The following is a 20186-nucleotide window of genomic DNA, read 5'->3' as shown; positions in this document are numbered from 1 at the left end:
GATAGTCACAGCGACTTTCGTCGTTCACGCCCGGGGGCGGCAGCCGTGGGTCACATACCGCAATGCATCGTGGCCGGCTCGGCGCTATCGTCTGTCGGAAGCAGGACGAGCCCGCCGGGCTGGCAGGAACACCAGAGAAGGAGTGACACCATGACTTACTCGAGCTATCACAAGAAGGACATCTTCGGCCGTCCCCTGCATGCCGAGACGCAGATGATGTCCTATGGCTACGACCCTTATCTTTCGGAAGGGGCGGTCAAGCCGCCGGTGTTTCTGACGTCCACATTCGCGTTCCGCACCGCCGAGGACGGCGCGGCGTTCTTTGATCTGGTGTCGGGCCGCAAACCCCTGCCGCAGGGCGAGACGGCGGGGCTGGTGTACAGCCGCTTCAATCATCCGAACCTGGAGATCGTGGAGGACCGGCTGTCGCTGCTGGATGGATCGCAGGATTCGGCGGTGACCTCCAGCGGCATGTCGGCCATCAGCGCGGTGCTGATGGCCTTTTTGCGGCCGGGCGACCAGCTGGTGCAATCGGTGCCGCTGTATGGCGGCACCGAGACGCTGATCGGCAAGATCTTCCCGGAATGGGGCATTGGCTCGCACGTGGTGGCGGACGGGCTGTCGCCCAAGAACATGCGCGCCGCGCTGGAAGAGGCGGCGGCCAAAGGGCCGGTCAAGCTGTTCTATGTCGAGACGCCCGCGAATCCCACCAATGCGCTGTTCGATTTCGAGGCCATGAAGAACGAGCTGGACGCGTTCGAGACGCGCCACGGCTATCGGCCGATCTCCGTGTGCGACAACACGCTGCTGGGGCCAATTTTCCAGAAGCCGGCGGAGCACGGCGTGGACCTGTCGGTGTACTCGCTGACGAAGTACGTGGGCGGTCATAGCGATCTGGTGGCCGGGGCGGTCACCGGCAGCAAGGACCTGATCAAGAAAGTGCGGGCCATCCGCAGCGCGTTCGGTTCGCAGCTGGATCCGCATTCCTGCTGGATGATTACGCGCTCGATGGAAACGGTGGTGCTGCGCATGAAGCAGGCGGCGCGCACGGCGACCAAGGTGGCGCAGTGGCTGGCAGGCAACCCGCACGAGAAGGTGCGGATCTTCCATCCGGAGCTGATCACGGACCGGACCTACCAGGAGGTGTACAAGCGCCAGTGCACCGGCCCGGGCTCGACGTTTGCCTTCGTGCTGGACGGCGGCCGCGAACGCGCATTCCGGTTCATCAACGCGCTGCATCTGTTCCGGTCGGCGGTCAGCCTGGGGGGCACTGAAACGCTGGTGTGCCATCCGGCGTCGACCACCCATTCCGGCGTGCCGGCGGCCGAGCGCGATGCGGCGGGGGTGTCCGAAGGGCTGATCCGTGTGTCCATCGGGCTGGAACACGAGGAAGACCTGATCGCCGACTTGGACCACGCGTTTCGAAACGGCTGAACGCGGCGGCCGGGCGGCTGGGGGCGCCGCCCGCGGCCCGGCTCTGCGGCACGGGGCGCAAGGTCCCGTCGCGAGAGGTCAGGCCGACTGCGCCGGCCGGCGCGCGCGGTTCAGCAGCACGAAGAAGGCCGTGGCCAGCAGCATCGCCGTCGCGGTGGCGATGACCGCTGCGTAGCCGGTTTCGAATGCCGATCGGGCCAGTTGCGTCAGCGTGGCGGCCAAATCCGCCGGCAGGGTTTCGGCGACGGCCAGCGCCTCGTCCAGGCTGTCTCGCGCGGCGCCCGTCGCGGCCACGCCGTCGGGCACCGACAGCGATTGCGCATAGACGCCCGACAGGATCGACCCCATCAGGGTGACGCCCAATGCGCCGCCCAGTTCGTAGGACACTTCCTCGATGGACGCGGCCATGCCCGCGCGCTCCGGCGTGGCGCTTTGCATGATGGTGCTGGACGCGGCCGTCATGGTGGCGCCGATGCCCAGGCCCAGTACGCAGAGGCTGATCAGCTGCGGCATGACCGCGGCGTCGTAGGTCAGCAGGTAGCCGCCCATGCCCGCGCCCGAGACCAAGAGCGCGAAAAAGAGCAGGCGCCGGCTGCCCACGCGGCCCAGCAGCAGGCCGGCCAGGGGGCCGGCCACGAATGCGGCCAGGGGCAGCGGAAGGATGAACAGGGCCGATTGGATCGGCGACATGCCCAGCACTAGCTGCAAACGCTGGCTGAACACCAGTTCCATGCCCAACAGGGCAGCGGCGGCGAACAATGCCGCGGCCACGGCCGAGCTGAACGAGGCGTTGCGGAAGATGGCGAAGTCGATCAGCGGGTAGGGCCGCCGCCGCTGGCGCCGCACGAAGATGGCGAGCATGGCGGCGCCGGCCGCGCAGGCCAGCGCGGCGTGCAGCCAGGAGGGGGCCGCCCGGCCCAGTTCCTTGAGCGCATAGGCGCACAGGATCATGCCGGCCATCACCTGCAGGGACCCCACCAGGTCCCACGGGCGCGACGCGTCGGGCCGGCCGGCGGGGATGTAGCGCCACGCCAGCGGCAACGCCAGCAGGACGATGGGGACGTTGATGAGGAAGACCGAGCCCCACCAGAAATGCTCCAACAGCACGCCGCCCACCACGGGCCCCAACGCGGCGCCGCCCGAGGCGACCGACGCCCAGACGCCGATGGCCACGGCCCGCTCGCGCTCGTCCGTGAAGGCCAGACGCAGGATGGACAAGGTGGCGGGCATCATCATGGCCGCGCCAACGCCCAGCAGCGCGCGCGCCGCGATCAGGACGATGGGGCCGGGCGAAAAGGCGGCGGCAAGCGAAGCCGCGCCGAACACGGCCAGCCCCATCATGAACAGGCGCTTGTGTCCCAGCCGGTCGCCCAGTGTGCCCATGCCCAGCAGCAGGCCGGACACGACCAACGCGTAGACGTTCACGATCCAGAGCTTGGCGGACGCGGTGACGCCGAGTTCATGCGTGAGGCGGGGCAAGGCGGTGTACAGCACCGTCATGTCGACGACGATCAACAGCAAGGCGCTGGACACGATGGCCAGCACCAGCCAGCGGCCCGGGGCGGGCGCGGCGACAGCGTTCGAAGGAATCCGCTGCATGGTTCTACTCCTGTGACTTCCCGGAGGTGGCGCGGTAAAGCCTGCGTCGGATCCGGGTTCGGGATTATCCATCTGGATAATTTGAATAAAAAGTTGGAATCCATCTATAAAATGGATGGATTACGGGAGTGAGCGATGCAATGGACGCTGGATCAATTGCGCCAATTCGTGGCGGCGGCAGACGCGGGATCTTTTTCGGCCGCCGCCCGACGCATCGGCCGCGCGCAGTCGGCGGTCAGCACGTCGGTGGGCCTGCTGGAGGCGGACCTCGGGGTGGAACTGTTCGACCGGTCTCGTCGCAACGCCGTGCTGACGCCGGCTGGCGAAGTGATGCTGCTGGAAGCCAAAGAGCTGCTGCGGCAGGCTGGCGGTCTGGCGCAGCGCGCGCTGTCGTTTGCAAACGGGCAGGAGGCCCGGCTGTCCATCGCGCTGGACGAAGCCCTGCCGTATCTGGTGCTGGGCGCGCTGGTGGTCGAACTGGCCGACCGGTTTCCCGCGCTGGAGCTGACGCAACTGAACGGCACCGCGACGGAAGTGGCCGACTATGTGCGGCAGGGCCGGGCCAGCATCGCGTTCCACTTCGACCGCGGCGATCCGGGCAGCGACTTTGCCCACCGCTACCTGGGCAATGTGGCGCAAGGGGTTTTCGTGGCGTCCGGGCACCCGCTTGCCGCCTTGCCCGAGGTGACGCGCACGGATCTGGCGCGGCACCGGCAGCTTGTCATGCAGATGGAAGGGGTGGAAGACATGGTGCTGAGCCCCACGGTGTGGCGCACCGACAGCTTCTACAGCATCGCCGGCATGGTGGCGGACGGGTTGGGGTGGGCGATCCTGCCCCTGAACATCGCCGAGTACGAGAGCTTTCGCACGACGCTCACGCCGGTGCCCTGCGCCGGGCTGGCCTTGCCGATGCTGTCGGTGCGCACCCTATGGCTGCAGGGCGCCGTGCTGGGCGAGACGGAGCTATGGCTTCAACGGCGCATGGAACAGCTGCTGCAGGCAGGGTAGAGGAAAGGGGCCGCCATCGCGCGCGGCAGGGTGTTGTATCAGCTCAGCAACGCGGCAACCAGGTCGCTGCCGTCCTGGCGGTTGCCGTCGAAGTCCAGCGCGGCCAGGACGTGCTCCAGGTGCTCGTCCATCAGGGCGCACGCGCGCTCGGCATCCCCGGCACGCGCGGCTTCGACGAAGGCGTGATGTTCGCGCGACGAGCAACTGGCGTCGTGAGAGCTCTGGAACAGCACGGTGATCACGGCGCTGCGCGCGGACAACTCGCGCAGCATGCCCGTCAGCACGGTATTGCCCACGATTTCGGCAAGCAGGATGTGGAAGTGGCTTAGCAGATGGTTGCGCGCCTGCACGTCGCCGCTTTCGACGGCGCGGCGTTCTTCGGCAAGGTGGTCGTCGATGCGCCGGTAGTCGGCCGCCGTGGCGCGCGCCACGAACTCACGGGCCAGCGCGGCCTCCAGGATCCGGCGCACCGCGTAGACCTCGCGCGCCTCGTTTGCGTCCGGCTTGCTGACGAACGCGCCTTTGTCCGGAATGATATTGATGAGCTTGTCCTTGGACAGCATCAGCAGGGCGGCGCGGATCTTGGTGCGGCTGACCTTGTAGACTCTTGCCAGGGCTTCTTCGCGCAGCCGGGTGCCCGGCGGAAGCTTGTGCGCCACGATGGCGCCGGCCACCTCTTTGGCGATATGGTCGGCGCTGGGATCGGGCTGGACTTCCTGGCTCATGGGACGCGGCGCGGGGCGCCGGGGGCGATGCATCGGGCAGCCAGTCTAACAAATGGCCGCGGGCCGGCGGACATTTTTTGCATACAGGTTTTGTCTGGGGACGGCGCCGCGGGCACACCCGGGCGCCGGTCGCCAAGTTGTTACTTGGCCATCAGCCCCAGGTATTCGATCAGATCCTTTTCCTTGACGTAGGTGGCCTGCGCCCACGCCTTGTAGTCTTCGCTATTGCGGTAGGCGGGTTCCTGGTTCAGCTGTTTCATCACGTCCATGCTGGCCTGGTCGAACAGCGCCTTCTTGAAGGCGTCGTGCAGGATCTTCACCACCGCCGGGTCCATGCCCTTGGGGCCGGCCAAACCATACGGCGATGTGGACACGACCTTGTAGCCGAGCTCCTTCGCGGTGGGCACGTCCGGCCAGCGGGTCGTGCGCTTTTCCCCGAAGGTGACCAGCAGCCGCATCTTGCCCGAGTCCACGAACTGGTCCCAGCCGGTGGCGTCGCTTTGCGCCATCACGTGGCCGCCCAGCAGCGCCTGCTGCATGTCGGCGTTGCCCTTGAAGGGCACGTGGTTCAGCTTGACCTTGGCGTTGATGGCGATTTCCTCGATCAGCAGGTGCGGCGACGAGCCGATGCCGGTCGAGCCGTAGTCGATCTTGCCGGGCGCCTGCCGCGCCGCCTCGATGTATTCGTTGAAGGTCTTGTACGGCGAATCCGAGCGCACGGTGAAGCCGAACGTGTAGCCCGACAGGCCCAGGATGAAGGTGAAGTCGTTGATGGGGTCCCAGCTGCTCTTCTGCATGTAGGGCATGCGCAGCATCGCCAGCGTGTACAGGCTGATCGTGTAGCCGTCGGGCTTGGCGGTCTTGGCCATGGTGGCCGTGCCCAATGTGCCGCCGGCCCCGGGACGGTTTTCCACGATGACGGGCTGGCCCAGGTATTTGGATGCGTCCTGCGCCACGATCCGCAGGTGGCGGTCGGTGGAGCCGCCGGCCGGGAAGGGCACGATCAAGGTGATGGGTTTAGTGGGGAAATCGCCCTGGGCATGGGCGGAAATGGGCAAGGCGGCAGTTGCCAGCGTCAGCATGAGGACGCTCAGGCAAGCGCGTCGCAGGGGCAGTTGGGGCATGGGGTTTGTCTCCTGGTGGGTGTTGTTATGGGCTGCGGGTCAGTCGCGCACGTCGACTTTGACGGGCAGCCGGGACAGCGCCTCGCGCAGCCGTTCCTTCAGCGGCGCGGGCGCACCGGCGCCGGCTTCTACGGCGACATCCGGTTGCGCATCGGCCAGCACGCGAAAGACGGGATCGTCTTGCGCCATGCCAGCCTCTTGCAGGGTGCGCGCCACCACGGCCTCCACCGATACGGCGGTGGCCAGGCGGCGCAAATCCGGTTTGTAGATCTTGCCCACATTGGTCATGGGCATGCTGTCCAGCACGATGACGCGCTTGGGGCGCGCCGGGCCTTCGTCCACGTGCTCGGCGGCGTAGGCGATGAGTTCCGCTTCGGACGTCCCGCTGCCTTCGGCCAGCGTGACGAAGGCGATCGGCAGCTCGCCGGCGTAGGCGTCCGGGGCGCCGACGGCGGCGCACAGCTGCACCGCGGGGTGGGTGGCCAGCGCGTCCTCGATGGTCTTGGGATCGATGTTGTGGCCGCCCCGGATGATCAGGTCCTTGGCGCGGCCTTGCAGGTGCAGGCGCCCCTCGCCGTCCATGAAGCCGACGTCGCCGCTGATGAGCCACCCGTCTTCCGTGAAGGCGCGCGCGGTGTCCTCGGGATCCAGGAAACCCGGGATGACGTTGGGCGCCTTGATCAGCACCATGCCCGGCGTGCCGGCAGGCAGGTCGCGCGCGGGCTGACCGGCCGGCATGTCCAGGCCGACGATGCGCACCTGCACGTACGGCAGCGGAAAACCCACGCAATTCACCGGAAACTCGCAGCCGGGCGGCGAGATCGACGTGATGCCTGCCATTTCGGTCATGCCCAGGCTTTCGCTGACGTGCAGACCGAACAGGCGCTTGAAGCGCGCGGCCAGTTCCGCCGGCAGCGGCGCGGCGCCGGTGCGGCAGTAGCGCAGCGACGAGATGTCGGCGCCCGCCAGCGGCACGTCGGCCAATGCGGCAAGAATGGTGGGCACGCCTTGCAGCGACGTGGCGCGGTGCTTTTCCACCAGGCGCCAGTAGTTGCGCAGCACGTCTCGGTTGCGCAGCAGCAGGGTGGTGGGGATGACGGTTTCCACGCCTGCGGACAGCGCGGCCAGCGAGGCCGGCAGCACGCCGGCCACGTGGAATAGCGGATAGCCGTTGATGACCACGTCGCCCGGGCCGGCATTTTGAAGCTGTACGGCGGCCCAGGCGGAAAAGACCTGGTTGGCGTGCGTGTGGATGGCCAGCTTCGGGGCGCCGGTGGTGCCGCCGGTATGGAAGTACGCGGCCACGTCACTTGCCTGGATGACCCGTTCGCTGACCAGCCGGTCGGATGGCTGGGCGGCGCGCATGGCGTTGAAGTCCAGCGCGCGGTCGGGCAATGACGGGCGGTCGGACAGCGGTTCGTTCCACGGCGCCACGCGCAGCAGGGTCTGCAGGGTCGGCACGCGATCCAGCAGGCGCAGCGCCTTCGACCAGGACCCGCACTCCACGTCCGATCCATAGACGATCAGCGCCTTGGCGCGCGCCGTCGTCATCAGCGAAGCGAGCTTGTCGTCGGTCAGGAGGGGATTGAGCGGCTGGACGATGCCCGCCGCCTCGCCGCCCCATAGCGCCAGATGGTATTCCAGGCAGCCGGGCAGGAGCACACCCACGGCGTCGCCTTCGCGGATGCCCAGGCTGTGCAGCAGGTTGGCGGTCTGGTGGATGCCAGCCAGCAGTTCGCGGTAGGTCCAGCTGATGGCCTCGTCGGCCGGGTCCGCGCTGCGCAGGAACGTCAGGGCGGTTCTATCGCCGAAGGCGGCGGCGGAATTGCAGAAGATCTCGTAGGTGCTCTGCACCGTCAGGGTGTCTTCCAGCGGCCGTGCTTGCAGCCGCTGGACGTCCTGCGCGGTGCGCACGGGAAAGGGCGCCGCGAAGGGGCGGGAGATCTGGATGGTGCGGGACGGGCTCATCGGCGTGCTTCCGTGCTCATGCCTGTCCCAGCGCGATGTAGCGGCGCAGGTGGTGGTCTTCGTCGCCGAGTTGGTGGTCGATCATGACCAGCCGCTTGGCATAGTGCGCCAGCGGCAGCTCCCACGTCATGCCGATGCCGCCATGCAGCTGGATGCATTCCTCGGCCACGAGAGTGCCGATGCGGCCGATGGTGTATTTGGCCGCGGACAGCGCGCGTTCGCGCGTAGTGCGGTCGGGGTGGTCCACGGCGGCTGCCGCGTTGATGACGGCCGACCGGGCCTGCTCGATTTCCAGCAGCACGTCGGCCATGCGGTGCTGCAAGGCCTGGAAGCTGCCGATGGGCGTGCCGAACTGGCGACGCGTGCGCAGATACTCCAGGGTCGCGTCGCGCGCGCAGTCCATCGCGCCCACGGCTTCGGCGCACAGCGCCAGGATGCCGCGGCCGGTGGCGCGTTCCAGCAGCGCGTGGCCGGCGCCTTCCTCGCCCAGCAGCGCGTCGGCGGAGAGCTGCACCTTGTCCAAAGTCAGTTCCGCCGCGCGTCCGCCGTCGATCAGGCCGTAGCCTTGCGTGCCCAGGCCAGGCGTGCCGGCGCTGACTAGGAACAGGCTGATGCCCGTCTCGTCGTCCTGCGCGCCCGACGTGCGCGCGGACACCAGGAAAATGTCCGCATGTTCACCCGCGTTGACGACGGCCTTGGCCCCGTCCAGCACCCAGCCGTCCGCGGTGCGCTGCGCGCGCGTGGCCATCTGGTTCAGGTCGTAGCCGGATTCCGGTTCGGCATGGGCGAGGGCGGCGGTGATGCCGCCCGCAATCAGGCCTTCCAGCGCCTCGCGTTGGGCCGGCGTTCCGGCCGCTGCGATCGCGCTGCCGACCATGACGGCGTCCAGGAAGGGTTCGACCACCAGGCCGCGCCCCAGCGCTTCGAAGACCACGGAGATATCGAAGCCCGCGCCGCCCAGGCCGCCGTCGGCCTCCGCGAAGAGCGCGCCGATGGCGCCCAGTTCGGCGTAGCGGCGCCAGAATTCAGGACTGTAGCCTTGCGGGGATTCGGCGTGCCGCATGCGCGTGGCGAAGTCGTATTGCTCGGCGACAAAGCGGCGCAGCATGTCGGAAAGCATGCGCCGGTCTTCGGTGTGTTCGAAATTCATGGCCAGCCCTTACAGTCCAAGGATCATCTTCGTGATGATGTTCTTCTGGATTTCATTGGAGCCGCCGAAGATCGACAGCTTGCGGTTGTTGAAGTACTGCGCGGCGGCGCTGGCGGCGCCCTCGGGGCCGATGGGCGGCGCGCCATGGCCGTCGTGCAGGGCCTCGGGCACGAAGGGGCGGGCATAGGGCCCCATGGCGCGGCGGTTCAGCGCGCTGATTTCCTGGCGGATCTGCGTGCCGCGGATCTTCAACATGGAGCTTTCGGCGCCGGGAGCGCCGCCGCCCGCCACCGCCGCCACCACGCGCAGGTTGGTGGTGCGCATGTTGGCCAGTTCGATCTCCACGCGCGCCAGCCGGGCGGCGAAGTCGGGGTCCTGGGCCAGCGGCCGGCCATGCTTGCGCTGGCGCGCGGCCACCGTCTTCAGGCGTTCCAGCGCGGCCGTGGACTGGCCCACGCCCGCGATGTTGGTGCGTTCGTAGGTCAGCAGGTACTTGGCGCAGGTCCACCCGCGGTTCTCTTCGCCCACCAGGTTTTCCGCCGGCACGCGCACGTCCGAGAAAAACACTTCATTGACTTCGTGTTCGCCGTCCAGCGTGATGATGGGGCGCACTTCGACGCCGGGGCTGTTCATATCGATCAGCAAAAAGCTGATGCCTTCCTGGCGCCGGCCTTCCTGCGACGTGCGCACCAGGCAGAAGATCATGTTGGCGTACTGGCCCAGCGTGGTCCAGGTCTTCTGGCCGTTGACGATGTAGCTGTCGCCGTCGCGCACGGCCGTGGTCTTGACGGACGCCAGGTCCGAACCCGCGCCGGGTTCGGAATAGCCCTGGCACCACCAGTCGGAGCCGTCCAGGATGCGCGGCAGCCAATGGCGCCGTTGCGCCTCGGTGCCGTACTTGATCAGCACGGGCCCCAGCATGCTCAGGCCGAACGGCACGATGCGCGGCGCGCTGGCCAACGCGCATTCGTTGTCGAAAATGTATTTCTGCGTCGTGGTCCAGCCGGTGCCGCCGTATTCCACGGGCCAGTGGCTGGCCAGCCAACCCTGCTGGTTCAGGATGGCGTGCCATTCGACCATGTCGGCACGCGTAAGCAGTTTGCCGTCGCTGACCTTGTCGGCCAGGCGCTGTGGCAGCCTGGCGGCCAGGAAGGCGCGGACGTCGTCGCGGAAGGCAAGTTCCTCGGGGGTGAATTCCAGGTCCATGGGGATCCTCAATAGATTTCAAACAAGCCGGCCGCGCCCATGCCGCCGCCAATGCACATCGTGACGACGGCATAGCGGGCGCCACGGCGGCGGCCTTCGATCAGCACGTGGCCGGCAAGCCGCGCTCCGGTGACGCCAAACGGATGGCCCAGCGCAATGGATCCGCCGTCCACGTTCAGCCGGTCCATCGGGATGCCCAGCTTTTCCTGGCAGTACAGCGCCTGCGAGGCAAACGCCTCGTTCAATTCCCAAAGATCGATGTCGTCGACCTTCAGGCCATGGCGCGCCAGCAGCTTGGGCACGGCGTAGACCGGGCCGATGCCCATTTCGTCCGGTTCGCAGCCGGCGATGGCCAGGCCGCGGAACGCGCCCAGCGGGCGGATGCCGGCGCGCTGGGCCTCGGACGCTTCCATCAGCACGAGGGCGGCCGCGCCGTCGGAAAGCTGCGACGCGTTGCCGGCCGTCACGAACTGGCCTTCGCCGCGCACGGGCGCCAGTCCGGCCAGGGCTTCATAGGTGGTGCCGGGGCGGTTGCACGAGTCTTTGTCGACCGTCACTTCGCGTTCGGTGACGGCGCCCGTGGCGCGGTCCGTGACGGACATGGTGGTGGTGACGGGCACGATTTCTTCGCGCAGGCGGCCCTCGGCCTGCGCGGCCTCGGTGCGCGCCTGGCTTTGCGCGGCAAAGCGGTCCTGGGCTTCACGGCTGATGCCGTAGCGGGCGGCCACAATGTCGGCGGTTTCGATCATCGGCAGGTAGAGTTCGGGCTTGTTGGCCACGATCCACGGATCCATGCCGCTGACGCCGTCGTCGCGCGTGCGGATCTGCGATACCAGTTCGACGCCGCCCGCGATCACGGCGGGAGCGCCGTCCATCACGATGCGGCTGGCAGCAGAGGCGATGGCCTGCAGGCCGGAAGCGCAATACCGGTTGATGGTCGCTCCGCCGACGCTCACGGGCAGGCCGGCGCGGATCACCGCCTGGCGGCCGATGTTGCGGCCGGTGGCGCCTTCCGGATAGCCGCAGCCGATGAAGGCGTCTTCGATCAGGTCCGGGGCGATGCCCGCGCGTTCGACGGCGGCGCGCACCGCGTGCGCGGCCAGCGTGGGGCCGGCGATCAGGTTGAATTCTCCGCGTCCCGCCTTCGTGATGGGGGTGCGGGCGGTTGAGACGATGACGGCTTCGCGCATTGTGCTTCCTTGGAATATTGGGATCAGGCGCGGGATCACGCCGCGTTAAGGCTGCCGAAGCCGCGGCCTGACTCGGCCAGTTCGACCAGCAGCGGCGAAGGCTTCCAGAAGGCCGGGTCTTCGGCCGCGTAGCTGCGGATGTCGGCCAGGATGCGCGGCAAGCCTACGCTGTCGGCGTAGTGCATCGGTCCGCCGCGGTGACGCGGAAAACCGTAGCCGGACAGGAAAACGACGTCGATGTCCGACGGGCGCAGCGCGATACCCTGGCGCAGCACGTTGGCCGCTTCGTTAACCATCGCGGCCAGGTAGCGCCGCAGGATGTCGTCCTGCGTGAAGGCGCGGGGTGTGACGCCGGCGCGGCGGCGCTCTTCGTCGATGATGGCGAGCACTTCGGGGTCGGGGGTGCCCTGGCGCGCGCCATCGGGGTACAGATAAAAGCCGCGTCCCGTCTTCTGGCCGAACCAGCCGCGTTCGCACAGGCGGTCCGGAATCTGCACGTAGCGCAGCGCGGGGTCGCGGGTGGCCGCGCGGCGCTTGCGCGTGGCCCAGCCGATGTCGCCGCCCGCCAGGTCGGCCATCTGGTAAGGGCCCATGGGATAGCCGAAGGCGCGCACGGCGGCGTCGATGTCGTAGGGCGATGCGCCGTCTTCCATCATCATGTCGGCGGCCTGGCGATGCACGGCCAGGATGCGGTTGCCAATGAACCCGTCGCACACGCCCGCGCGCACCGGCGTCTTGCGCAGGCGGCGCGCCAGTTCGAAGCCGGTGGCCACGGTGTCGGCCGCGGTGTGCCGGCCCACCACGACTTCCAGCAGCTTCATGATGTTGGCGGGCGAAAAGAAGTGCAGGCCAAGCACGTCGGCCGGACCGCGCGTCGCTTCGGCGATCTGGTCCACGTCCAGGTACGACGTATTGGTGGCCAGCACGGCGCCCGGCTTGGCGACGCGGTCCAGATGTGCGAAGACGGCCTGCTTGACGGCCATGTCCTCGAACACGGCTTCGATGATGAGATCGGCCTCGCCCAGCGCGTCGTAGTCGGTGGCGCCGGTAAAGCGCGCCAGCCGCGCCGCGCGTTCCTCGGCGCTGATCCTGCCTTTCTTGACGAGCAGGTCGTACACCTGTTCGACGCGGGCGCGGCCGCGGGCCAGCGCGGCGTCGTCCTGTTCCACCATCACGACAGGCAGTCCCGCGTCGAGCACGGCCACGGCAATGCCCGCGCCCATGGTGCCGCCGCCGGCGACGCCCACGCGCTCCAGCCGGCGGGACCGCGCTTCCTTCAATTCGGGGATCGTGGTCGTTTCGCGTTCCGCGAAGAATGCGTGCACCAGCGCCGCGCGCTGCGGGCTGTCCAGGCATTCCAGGAACAGCGCCCGCTCGGTGCGCAGGCCTTCGTCAAATGGCTGTTCGATGGCGGCGCGCACGGCCTGCACGATCCGGGCCGGCGAGAACAGGCCATGCGCGGAGGCCGCCACGCGCTGGGCGGCGGCGTCCACGGCGGCCAATTGAGCTTCACGGTCGGCCAGGGCATCGGCCGCGTCACGCGTGCGGCGCGGCCCGGCGTTCAGCGCCAGCAGCTGGCGGGTGTAGGCCAGTCCCGCGTCCAGCGGGTCCTCGTCCGCGGCCAATGTATCGACCAGTCCGCAGGCCAGGGCGGCGTCGGCGGACAGGTGTTTGCCCGACAGCATCAATTCCAGCGCGGCCTGCGCGCCCATCAGGCGGGGCGCGCGTTGCGTGCCGCCCGCACCTGGCAACAGGCCAAGGTTCACCTCCGGCAGACCGAGCTTTGCAGTGGAGAGGGCGACGCGGTAGTGCGCGGCCAGGGCGATCTCCAGCCCGCCGCCCAGCGCCGCGCCGTGCAGCGCGGCAATCACGGGTTTGGCGCTGGCTTCGATCTGGTTGCAAAGGTCGGGCAGCAGGGGCGGCTGCGCAGGCTTGCCGAATTCGCGTATGTCCGCGCCCGCGATAAAGTTCTTGCCGGCGCCCAGAATCAGGATGGCGCGCACCCGCGTGTCGCTTTGTGCCTGCGAGATCGCGTCCGACAGGTCGCGGCGCACGGCGACGCTCAGGGCATTCACGGGGGGATGGTCGATGACGATGACCAGTATGTCTTCGTAGCGGCGCGTCTGGGCCGCGCCGGGGCTTGCGCTGTCTGTCATGGACAGTGTCTCCTAGGAGGCTTCCTGAATGCGCGGCGCTCGCTGGACCGGTTGGCCGGATTTTCCAGGCGGCTGCGTATGCGGAGCCGGGCGGGCCAAGTCGGCCCGTCTTGTCTGGCTTTATTCTTTCCCAGTAAAGATGTCTTGACAATGGCATCCATAATTGACACTCCAGATAATAAAATTTGACAATCTGGGCGAGGAGATCCGACATGGACACCAAATCCCTGACGCTGCTGGTTGAAATCCTGGACGCGGGCAACCTGAGCGAGGCCGCGCGCCGATTGAAAATGACCCGCGCCAATGTCAGCTACCACCTGAACCAGCTGGAGCGTTCGGTGGGCATGCAGCTCGTTCGGCGCACGACGCGGCGCGTGGAGCCCACCGAGATCGGCCTGAAGCTCTACAAACACGGGCGCAGCATCCAGGACGAACTGGCGGCCGCGCGCGAATCGGTCGAGACCCTGGGCAAGACGCCGCAGGGCAAGGTGCGCCTCAGCGTTCCCAGCGGCTACGGGCAATTCGTGATGACGCCCTGGCTGCTGGAATTCAAGCAGGCCTATCCCGACATCGTGTTGGACGTGCTGTTCGAGAACAGCGTCGAAGACCTGCTGCGCGACGAGGTCGACATCGCCGTGCGCATCATGTCCGAACCGCCGCAGCATCTGGTCGCGCGCGAACTGGGGCAGGTGCGCTACGTGGCCTGCGCGTCCAAGGACTACGCCCAGAGCCGGGGTCTGCCGCAGCGGCCCGAAGACCTGGCGGTGACGCCGGTCATCAGCGCCGCGGTGATAGGCCGCCCGTTGCGGCTGTCGGCCTACTACGGCGGCCAGCCCCGCCAGCACGTGGTGCTGGAGCCCACCGTCATTTCCCGCAACTACGCATTCCTGCGCGATGCGATCCGCGCAGGCCTGGGCGTCGGCGTCGTGCCCGACTACGTGGTGCACGACGACATCGCGCGCGGCGACCTGTTGCCGGCGTTGACGGAATGGCGGCTGAGCATCTTCGGGCGCGGCATGTACATGCTCTACATGCCCAACCGCCACCATCCCAGGGCGCTTGCGATGATGATCGAATTCATCCTGGAGCGGGCGCAGCAGGGGCACGACGGCCAACCCGGACTGCTGGGCGTGGGGGCCGGCTGAGCCCGCCGGGCACGCCACTTGCTGGGGCATCCGAAAAGCGGATGCGAGGGGAATGATGGACAGCGTGACACCAGTGGACACTTCGCCGCAGAGGGAAGGCCCGGGAACGCCGGCGGCCGAGCCTGCCGAAGAAAAAGTCACGGCGCAGGACGCCGGCTTGATCGAGCCGCCCGCGCCGACGCCGCTCGTGCGGGTCAGCGGTTTCTGCCTGGTCACGCTCACGGTGCTGGCCGTGCTTTTCGGCCTGAAGGCGGGCCAGGAGTTCATCGTCCCTGTCGTGATGGCGATTGTGGTGGCCTATACGCTGGATCCGGCCGTAACCCTGCTGGCACGCGCCCGGATGCCTCGGGTCTTGGGCACCATCGTGGTGATGTCTGCGATCGCGGTGGCGATCGTGGGCGTGGTCTACGCCACGCAGGACCAGGTCGCCGACATCGTCAATGCGTTGCCCGAGATTTCCAGCAAACTGTCCCGCACGCTGGGCGGGCTGCTGAGCGGAGACGGGTCGTTCCTGGAAAAGCTGCGCGGCGCCGCCAGCATCCTGCAGGAGTCCGGCGCCGCCAAGCCGGCTCGCGGCGTCGTCGTGGCCAAGCCCGACGCGGGCTTCAATGAGATCCTGCTGTGGGGGTCTAAAAACGTCGCCGCCTTCGTCGGTCAGGCCACCATGTGCGTGTTCCTGGTCTTTTTCCTGCTGTCGTCGGGCAACGCGTTCAAGCGCAAGTTCGTGAAGATGGCCGGCAAGACGCTGTCCCAGAAGAAGATCAGCGTGCACATGCTGGACCAGATCAACAGCTCGATCCACATGTACATGGCGATGATGCTGGTCACCAACGTGGTGCTGGCGCTGCTGTCGTGGGTGGCCTTCCGCATGCTGGGACTTGAAAACGCGGCCACATGGGCCATCGTCGCCGGTGCGCTGCACATCATCCCGTACTTCGGCCCCTTGATGACGGCGATGGGCACCGGCGTGGCGGGGCTGGTGCAGTTCGGCGAATTGGGCCCGGCGCTGGCGGTGTCCATGAGCTCGGTCGCGATCGCGTTGCTGATGGGCGTGGTCGTCACCACCTGGATGTCCGGCCGGATCGCGCGGATGAACGCCGTCGCCGTGTTCATCCTGCTGCTTCTGTTCACCTGGCTGTGGGGCGTGTGGGGCACGCTGCTGTCCGTGCCCATCGCCTTCATCGTGAAGGTGGTGGCAGATCACATCGAAGGCCTGGAAGCCGTGTCGGAGTTCCTGGGCGAATAGCGCCCGCGCTGTGGATGGAGCGTGATCGTGAACATCGTGGCGGTCTGGTTCCTGCTGATCGGGGCGCTGCTGGTCCTGATGGCCCTGGCCAAGCGCTTCATCGACGTCCTGCCCATGACCGGCGCCATGGTGTACCTGGCGGTGGGATTCGCGATCGGGCCGGCGGGCCTTGGCCTCTTGGTGCTGGACCTGCACGGTGACCGCCATGTCCTGCGGCTGATCACCGAAGCGGCCTTGCCGGTATCGCTGTTCGCCATCGGCATGCACCTGCGGGCGCCCTGTGGCGATCGATTGTGGCGATTGCCGTTGCGGCTGGCGGCGCCGGCCATGTTGCTGACGATTGGCCTGATGACGTTGCTGGGGCACGTCGGGCTGGAGCTGGCGTGGGGGCCCGCACTGTTGCTGGGCGCGGCGCTGTCGCCCACCGATCCGGTGCTGGCCAACGAGCTGCGCCCGCTGGAAGCCGGCGACGACGAGCCGCTGCGCTTTGCGCTGTCCGGCGAGGGCGGGGCCAACGACGGGGCGGCGTTCCCGTTCGTGGTGCTGGGGATCGCCTTGTGCAACGCGGGGCCTGGAGGATTGGAGCATCCCTGGATGCTGGCGGCGGCGATGACCTGGGGTGTCGTGGTCGCCGTCGCCATCGGTTGGCTGATGGGCACGGTCTGCGAGCGCCTGATCGCCATGCTGCGTATCCGCTACGGCAATGCGCTGGGGCTGGACGAATTCCTGGCGCTTGGCCTCATCGCGCTGTGCTACGGCGCAACGCTGCTGGCCCACGGCTACGGTTTCCTGGCGGTGTTCTGTGCGGGCGTGGCGCTGCGCCAGCAGGAACTGCGCGCCACGGGCCGCGGCCGCAGTCCGCGCAAGGCCCTGGCGGACGTGACGCCCGCCCAGGAAGAAAAGAGCGCGCAGAATCCGAAGCTGGCGCATGCCCATCTGGCGGAATCCATGATGGCGATATCGGTCGGCCTGGAGCGTTTCGTCGAGCTGGGATTGATGCTGGTCATCGGCTGCGTGGTGTCTGCGTACTGGCGCGACATGGTGGCGTGGACTCCCGTATTGGCGGTGGCTGGGCTTTTTCTGGCGGTGCGGCCAGCCAGCGTGATGCTGGCGTTGGCCGGATCCTCGCTGGACAACCGCCAGCGCTGGATGGCAGGCTGGCTGGGCATCCGCGGCGTCGGCACCTTCTACTACCTGATGCTGGCGGTGGAGCAGGCGCCCTGGAGCGTGGCCAAAGGTTTGGCGCCGCTGCTCCTTGCCGCCATCGTGGGCTCGGTGCTGGCGCATGGCGTCACGGCGTCGCCGGTGCTCAAGCGGTATTACCGCAGCCAGCGCGAACGCCCGTGATCCACGTGCCGCGGCGCAACAAAGACGCTGCGTGCGCTTGGTATGCTGGCGCATCCATACACCGGATTCTTCATGACCGATACGTCCCGTTCCGCCCGTTTCGCCGCCACGAGCTCCGCGCTGGCTTCCGACGCGCGCCGCGCCCAATTGCGCCGGATGAAGATCGCGGCGCTGGCCTTGCTGGTCGCCATGGTCAGCGGCTTCATCACCAGCCACGTCATGGGCGGGCAGGGCGCATGGGCCTGGGTGCGCGCCTTTTGCGAGGCCGCCACGGTGGGCGCGCTGGCAGACTGGTTTGCCGTCGTTGCGCTGTTTCGGCGCCCGATGGGGCTGCCCATCCCGCATACCGCCATCATCCCCAGCAACAAGGATCGCATCGGCGACAGCCTTGCGGTGTTCGTGCGCGATCACTTTCTGGATCCGGATACCTTGATGGAGAAACTGCGCGTCTTCGATCCGGCTGCCCGATTGAGCCGCTGGCTTTCGCGCCCCGCGCAGGCGCATGCGCTGAGCGACGGCGCGCGCAGGGTGGCGCTGCAGACGCTGGACCTGCTGGATGACCGCGCGGTGCGCGGCGTGATCCAGGAATTCGTCGTGAGCAACCTGCGGCGCTGGGATGCGGCGGGCACCGCCGGCGAGGTGCTGGGCCTCCTGACCCGCGACGGCCGCCACCAGGAACTGCTGGATGCCGCCATGGAGCGCCTGGGCGGCTACCTGGCCGAAGAAGACGTGAAAGAACGCGCGTCAACGTTGCTGGTGAAGTTCGCCCGCAAGGAATGGCCGCGCATCATCGCGGCGGTGGATGTGGTCAAGTCGGTGGACAACATCGCCGACAACCTGGCCGACCGGTTGGCGCGGGCATTGGTGGAAGAGCTGCGCGACGTGCTGTCCCAGCCAGAACATCCCGTGCGCCGCGATTACGAGGCCTGGGTGATGGACTACATCGACCGGCTCAAGAGCGATCCCGCGCTTGCCGCCCAGGTCGAATCGCTGAAGCAGCGCGCCATCGACCATCCCAAGGTGCAGGAGTACGTGCAGGGGCTGTGGGACGACATCCACGCCGCGTTGCGGCGCGACCTTTCCGACGAGCATTCCGCGCTGGCCGCGCACCTGGAAAGCGCGCTGCTGGCGCTGGCTCGCAAGCTGGGCGATGACCCGGGCCTGCGCGAGGCGATCAACAGCCACGTGCTGGGCGCCGCGCGGCGACTGACCGGCCGCCTGCGCGTGGGCGTGACCGAACATATCTCGCGCACCGTCAAGAATTGGGACGAGCGTCATTTGGTCGATGAACTGGAACTCAGTGTTGGCCGCGACCTGCAATACATCCGCTTCAACGGTACGCTGGTCGGCGGGCTGATCGGCGTGCTGCTGCACGCGGTCGTGCTGATGGTGAACGGGTAAGGGCCCGCGATCTTGTATCAGGAACGAAGTTTGCTGGCGGGGCGTCCCGCGTGGGTGCTATTGTCATTTGCGCCGTCGGCGGAGCAGGGCGGGCCTTGCGCCGCCGGCCGCCCGCAGCCCGCGGGCATCTTTCCAGGAGGCAATCCATGAAGAAAATCTCGATGCTTGTCACGGCTATGGCATTGGCAGGCGCGTCCGGCGCCGCGATGGCCGAGGACGTCTCGATGTCGTTCCTGACACCCGAAGGCGTCGGCAAGAGCGCCGGCACCATCACCCTGAAAGACACCAAAGAAGGACTGCAGCTTACCCCCCACCTGAAGGGGCTGCCTCCGGGCGAGCGTGGCTTTCATGTCCACGAAAAGGGCTCCTGCGAGCCCGGCATGGTGAACGGCAAGACGGCGCCGGGCGGCGGCGCGGGCGAGCACCTGGATCCCAAGGGCACCAAGGCGCACAAGGGGCCGAAGGCCACGGACGGCCACCAGGGCGATCTGCCGTTCATCACTGTAGGCGCCGACGGCTCCGCCACCAAGGCGGTCGTTGCGCCGCACCTGAAACTGGCCGACGTCAAGGGCCGCGCCCTGATGATCCACGCGGGTGGCGACAACTACAGCGACAAACCCGAACCGCTTGGCGGCGGGGGCGGACGACTGGTCTGCGGCGTGGTGAAGTAGCGCAGACGCAGGCGCGTGCGCCGGACTGGCCGGCGCAGCGCCCCGCGCAACGCGGGGTTCCTTGCCAGACTAACGTGCCGCTGGCGCAGACCGGTCAAGCCGTGCCGTTGCGGCCATACGTCCGATAGCCGTCGCGGGCGGCCAGCCTGTCGTAATAGGCGGCCACGGCAGGCAGCGCCGGTTTGTCGAAAGGCGTTTCGAACCATCGGTTCACCGACAGGCCGATGGGAATGTCGGCAAGCGTGAAAGCATTGCCTGCAACGTAGGCGCCGGTGGACGCCAGGCGCTGATCCAGGATGCCCATGAACCGCGCCCAGTCCTCGCACGATGCTTTTATGGCGGATGCGTCGCGGTGCGCGGGCGACTGGCGGGCCAGCGCCATGAACGCGTAGCTCCACGACCGGTTCAGGTCCGTCGCCTGCCAGTCCATCCATTGATCCACGCGGGCACGCAGTTTCGGTTCGGCCGGGTAAAGATGCTGGCCGCCGCACTCGCCGCCGCGTTGGTTCGCCAGGTAACGGATGATGCTGTTCGACTCCCACAGAACGAAGTCGCCGTCCACCAGCACCGGAACCATCGCGTTGGGATTGAGCGCCAGAAAGGCCGGATCACTGGTCGGCTGGAAGCCGCCGCCCCAATCCTCGCGGTCAAAGGGCAGGCTCAGTTCGGCGCAGGTCCACAACACCTTGCGCACGTTGATGGACGAGGCTTTTCCCAATATTTTCAACATGATGTTCACGGCCGGCCGGGCCTTCAGGTCAGGATTGCAGCAGTCTAGCCAGCCCGTGAACTGGCCGCCAGATACAGATCGGAGGG

16 protein-coding genes are annotated in these 20186 nt (G+C 67.6%); 7 read left to right on the top strand and 9 right to left on the bottom strand.

The window, feature by feature from the left end; translation table 11 throughout:
- Window positions 1-150: 150 nt before the first annotated feature.
- Window positions 151-1434 carry a cystathionine gamma-synthase family protein gene (locus RT614_RS10175; RefSeq protein WP_313621982.1) on the top strand — a complete coding sequence of 428 codons (1284 nt, stop codon included), beginning with the start codon at window positions 151-153 and terminating at the stop codon, window positions 1432-1434.
- A gap of 78 nt (window positions 1435-1512) precedes the next feature.
- Here the strand turns inward: RT614_RS10175 and RT614_RS10170 are convergent, their stop codons facing one another.
- Window positions 1513-3033, bottom strand: a complete 1521-nt coding sequence (locus tag RT614_RS10170; RefSeq protein ID WP_313621981.1) for an MFS transporter — start codon at window positions 3031-3033, stop codon at window positions 1513-1515.
- 135 nt (window positions 3034-3168) lie between these two features.
- Between RT614_RS10170 and RT614_RS10165 the strand changes: the two genes are divergently transcribed.
- Window positions 3169-4041, top strand: a complete 873-nt coding sequence (locus RT614_RS10165; protein ID WP_313621980.1) for a LysR family transcriptional regulator — start codon at window positions 3169-3171, stop codon at window positions 4039-4041.
- Between the two features lie 38 nt (window positions 4042-4079).
- Here the strand turns inward: RT614_RS10165 and RT614_RS10160 are convergent, their stop codons facing one another.
- The 7 genes from RT614_RS10160 to RT614_RS10130 all read right to left on the bottom strand — a co-directional run bounded on the left by RT614_RS10160 (window position 4080) and on the right by RT614_RS10130 (window position 13560).
- Window positions 4080-4766, bottom strand: coding sequence for a GntR family transcriptional regulator (locus RT614_RS10160; RefSeq protein ID WP_313621979.1), 687 nt, complete (start codon window positions 4764-4766; stop codon window positions 4080-4082).
- A 140-nt stretch (window positions 4767-4906) separates the two neighbouring features.
- Entirely contained in the window at window positions 4907-5890 is a 984-nt protein-coding gene (locus RT614_RS10155) for a tripartite tricarboxylate transporter substrate binding protein (protein ID WP_313621978.1), read from the bottom strand.
- A gap of 39 nt (window positions 5891-5929) precedes the next feature.
- Window positions 5930-7858, bottom strand: a complete 1929-nt coding sequence (locus RT614_RS10150; protein WP_313621977.1) for an acyl-CoA synthetase — start codon at window positions 7856-7858, stop codon at window positions 5930-5932.
- Between the two features lie 16 nt (window positions 7859-7874).
- Window positions 7875-9008, bottom strand: coding sequence for an acyl-CoA dehydrogenase (locus RT614_RS10145; protein ID WP_313621976.1), 1134 nt, complete (start codon window positions 9006-9008; stop codon window positions 7875-7877).
- A 9-nt stretch (window positions 9009-9017) separates the two neighbouring features.
- On the bottom strand, window positions 9018-10214 hold the full coding sequence (locus tag RT614_RS10140) for an acyl-CoA dehydrogenase family protein (RefSeq protein WP_313621975.1): 1197 nt from the start codon (window positions 10212-10214) through the stop codon (window positions 9018-9020).
- An 8-nt stretch (window positions 10215-10222) separates the two neighbouring features.
- Window positions 10223-11404 (bottom strand): acetyl-CoA C-acyltransferase, encoded by a 1182-nt coding sequence (locus tag RT614_RS10135; protein ID WP_313621974.1) that lies wholly within the window; start codon window positions 11402-11404, stop codon window positions 10223-10225.
- A gap of 35 nt (window positions 11405-11439) precedes the next feature.
- On the bottom strand, window positions 11440-13560 hold the full coding sequence (locus RT614_RS10130) for a 3-hydroxyacyl-CoA dehydrogenase NAD-binding domain-containing protein (RefSeq protein WP_313621973.1): 2121 nt from the start codon (window positions 13558-13560) through the stop codon (window positions 11440-11442).
- Between the two features lie 212 nt (window positions 13561-13772).
- On the opposite strand from RT614_RS10130, the gene RT614_RS10125 reads away from it, so the two are divergent.
- The 5 genes from RT614_RS10125 (at window position 13773) to sodC (ending at window position 19370) form a co-directional block, all read left to right on the top strand.
- On the top strand, window positions 13773-14705 hold the full coding sequence (locus tag RT614_RS10125; protein WP_313621972.1) for a LysR family transcriptional regulator: 933 nt from the start codon (window positions 13773-13775) through the stop codon (window positions 14703-14705).
- A gap of 52 nt (window positions 14706-14757) precedes the next feature.
- Window positions 14758-15951 carry an AI-2E family transporter gene (locus RT614_RS10120; RefSeq protein ID WP_313621971.1) on the top strand — a complete coding sequence of 398 codons (1194 nt, stop codon included), beginning with the start codon at window positions 14758-14760 and terminating at the stop codon, window positions 15949-15951.
- Window positions 15952-15972: 21 nt separating this feature from the next.
- The gene (locus RT614_RS10115) at window positions 15973-17298 is read left to right on the top strand and encodes a cation:proton antiporter (protein ID WP_313621970.1); all 1326 of its coding nucleotides are present in this window, start codon (window positions 15973-15975) and stop codon (window positions 17296-17298) included.
- Between the two features lie 72 nt (window positions 17299-17370).
- Complete coding sequence (locus RT614_RS10110) at window positions 17371-18699, top strand: DUF445 domain-containing protein (protein ID WP_313621969.1); 1329 nt, start codon at window positions 17371-17373, stop codon at window positions 18697-18699.
- A 146-nt stretch (window positions 18700-18845) separates the two neighbouring features.
- A complete protein-coding gene (gene sodC, locus RT614_RS10105; protein ID WP_313621968.1) occupies window positions 18846-19370 on the top strand; it encodes a superoxide dismutase [Cu-Zn] SodC in 525 nt (174 codons plus the stop codon).
- Window positions 19371-19464: 94 nt separating this feature from the next.
- Here sodC and RT614_RS10100 read toward each other — a convergent pair whose 3' ends face one another.
- Window positions 19465-20100: a glutathione S-transferase gene (locus RT614_RS10100; protein WP_313621967.1), complete on the bottom strand. Its 636-nt coding sequence runs from the start codon at window positions 20098-20100 to the stop codon at window positions 19465-19467.
- Window positions 20101-20186 lie beyond the last annotated feature (86 nt).

The organism is Achromobacter sp. (assembly GCF_032102605.1).
GTDB lineage: Bacteria > Pseudomonadota > Gammaproteobacteria > Burkholderiales > Burkholderiaceae_B > Achromobacter.
This window is presented reverse-complemented; position numbering and strand designations above follow the sequence as displayed.

Bases quoted from the DNA above. Each gene is read 5' to 3' on its own strand.
- RT614_RS10170 (WP_313621981.1), bottom strand. From the start codon at position 3,033: ATGCAGCGGATTCCTTCGAACGCTGTCGCCGCGCCCGCCCCGGGCCGC.
- RT614_RS10140 (WP_313621975.1), bottom strand. From the start codon at position 10,214: ATGGACCTGGAATTCACCCCCGAGGAACTTGCCTTCCGCGACGACGTC.
- RT614_RS10125 (WP_313621972.1), top strand. From the start codon at position 13,773: ATGGACACCAAATCCCTGACGCTGCTGGTTGAAATCCTGGACGCGGGC.
- RT614_RS10160 (WP_313621979.1), bottom strand. From the start codon at position 4,766: ATGAGCCAGGAAGTCCAGCCCGATCCCAGCGCCGACCATATCGCCAAA.
- RT614_RS10175 (WP_313621982.1), top strand. From the start codon at position 151: ATGACTTACTCGAGCTATCACAAGAAGGACATCTTCGGCCGTCCCCTG.
- RT614_RS10110 (WP_313621969.1), top strand. From the start codon at position 17,371: ATGACCGATACGTCCCGTTCCGCCCGTTTCGCCGCCACGAGCTCCGCG.
- RT614_RS10150 (WP_313621977.1), bottom strand. From the start codon at position 7,858: ATGAGCCCGTCCCGCACCATCCAGATCTCCCGCCCCTTCGCGGCGCCC.
- RT614_RS10155 (WP_313621978.1), bottom strand. From the start codon at position 5,890: ATGCCCCAACTGCCCCTGCGACGCGCTTGCCTGAGCGTCCTCATGCTG.
- sodC (WP_313621968.1), top strand. From the start codon at position 18,846: ATGAAGAAAATCTCGATGCTTGTCACGGCTATGGCATTGGCAGGCGCG.
- RT614_RS10145 (WP_313621976.1), bottom strand. From the start codon at position 9,008: ATGAATTTCGAACACACCGAAGACCGGCGCATGCTTTCCGACATGCTG.
- RT614_RS10165 (WP_313621980.1), top strand. From the start codon at position 3,169: ATGCAATGGACGCTGGATCAATTGCGCCAATTCGTGGCGGCGGCAGAC.
- RT614_RS10135 (WP_313621974.1), bottom strand. From the start codon at position 11,404: ATGCGCGAAGCCGTCATCGTCTCAACCGCCCGCACCCCCATCACGAAG.
- RT614_RS10100 (WP_313621967.1), bottom strand. From the start codon at position 20,100: ATGTTGAAAATATTGGGAAAAGCCTCGTCCATCAACGTGCGCAAGGTG.
- RT614_RS10120 (WP_313621971.1), top strand. From the start codon at position 14,758: ATGATGGACAGCGTGACACCAGTGGACACTTCGCCGCAGAGGGAAGGC.
- RT614_RS10130 (WP_313621973.1), bottom strand. From the start codon at position 13,560: ATGACAGACAGCGCAAGCCCCGGCGCGGCCCAGACGCGCCGCTACGAA.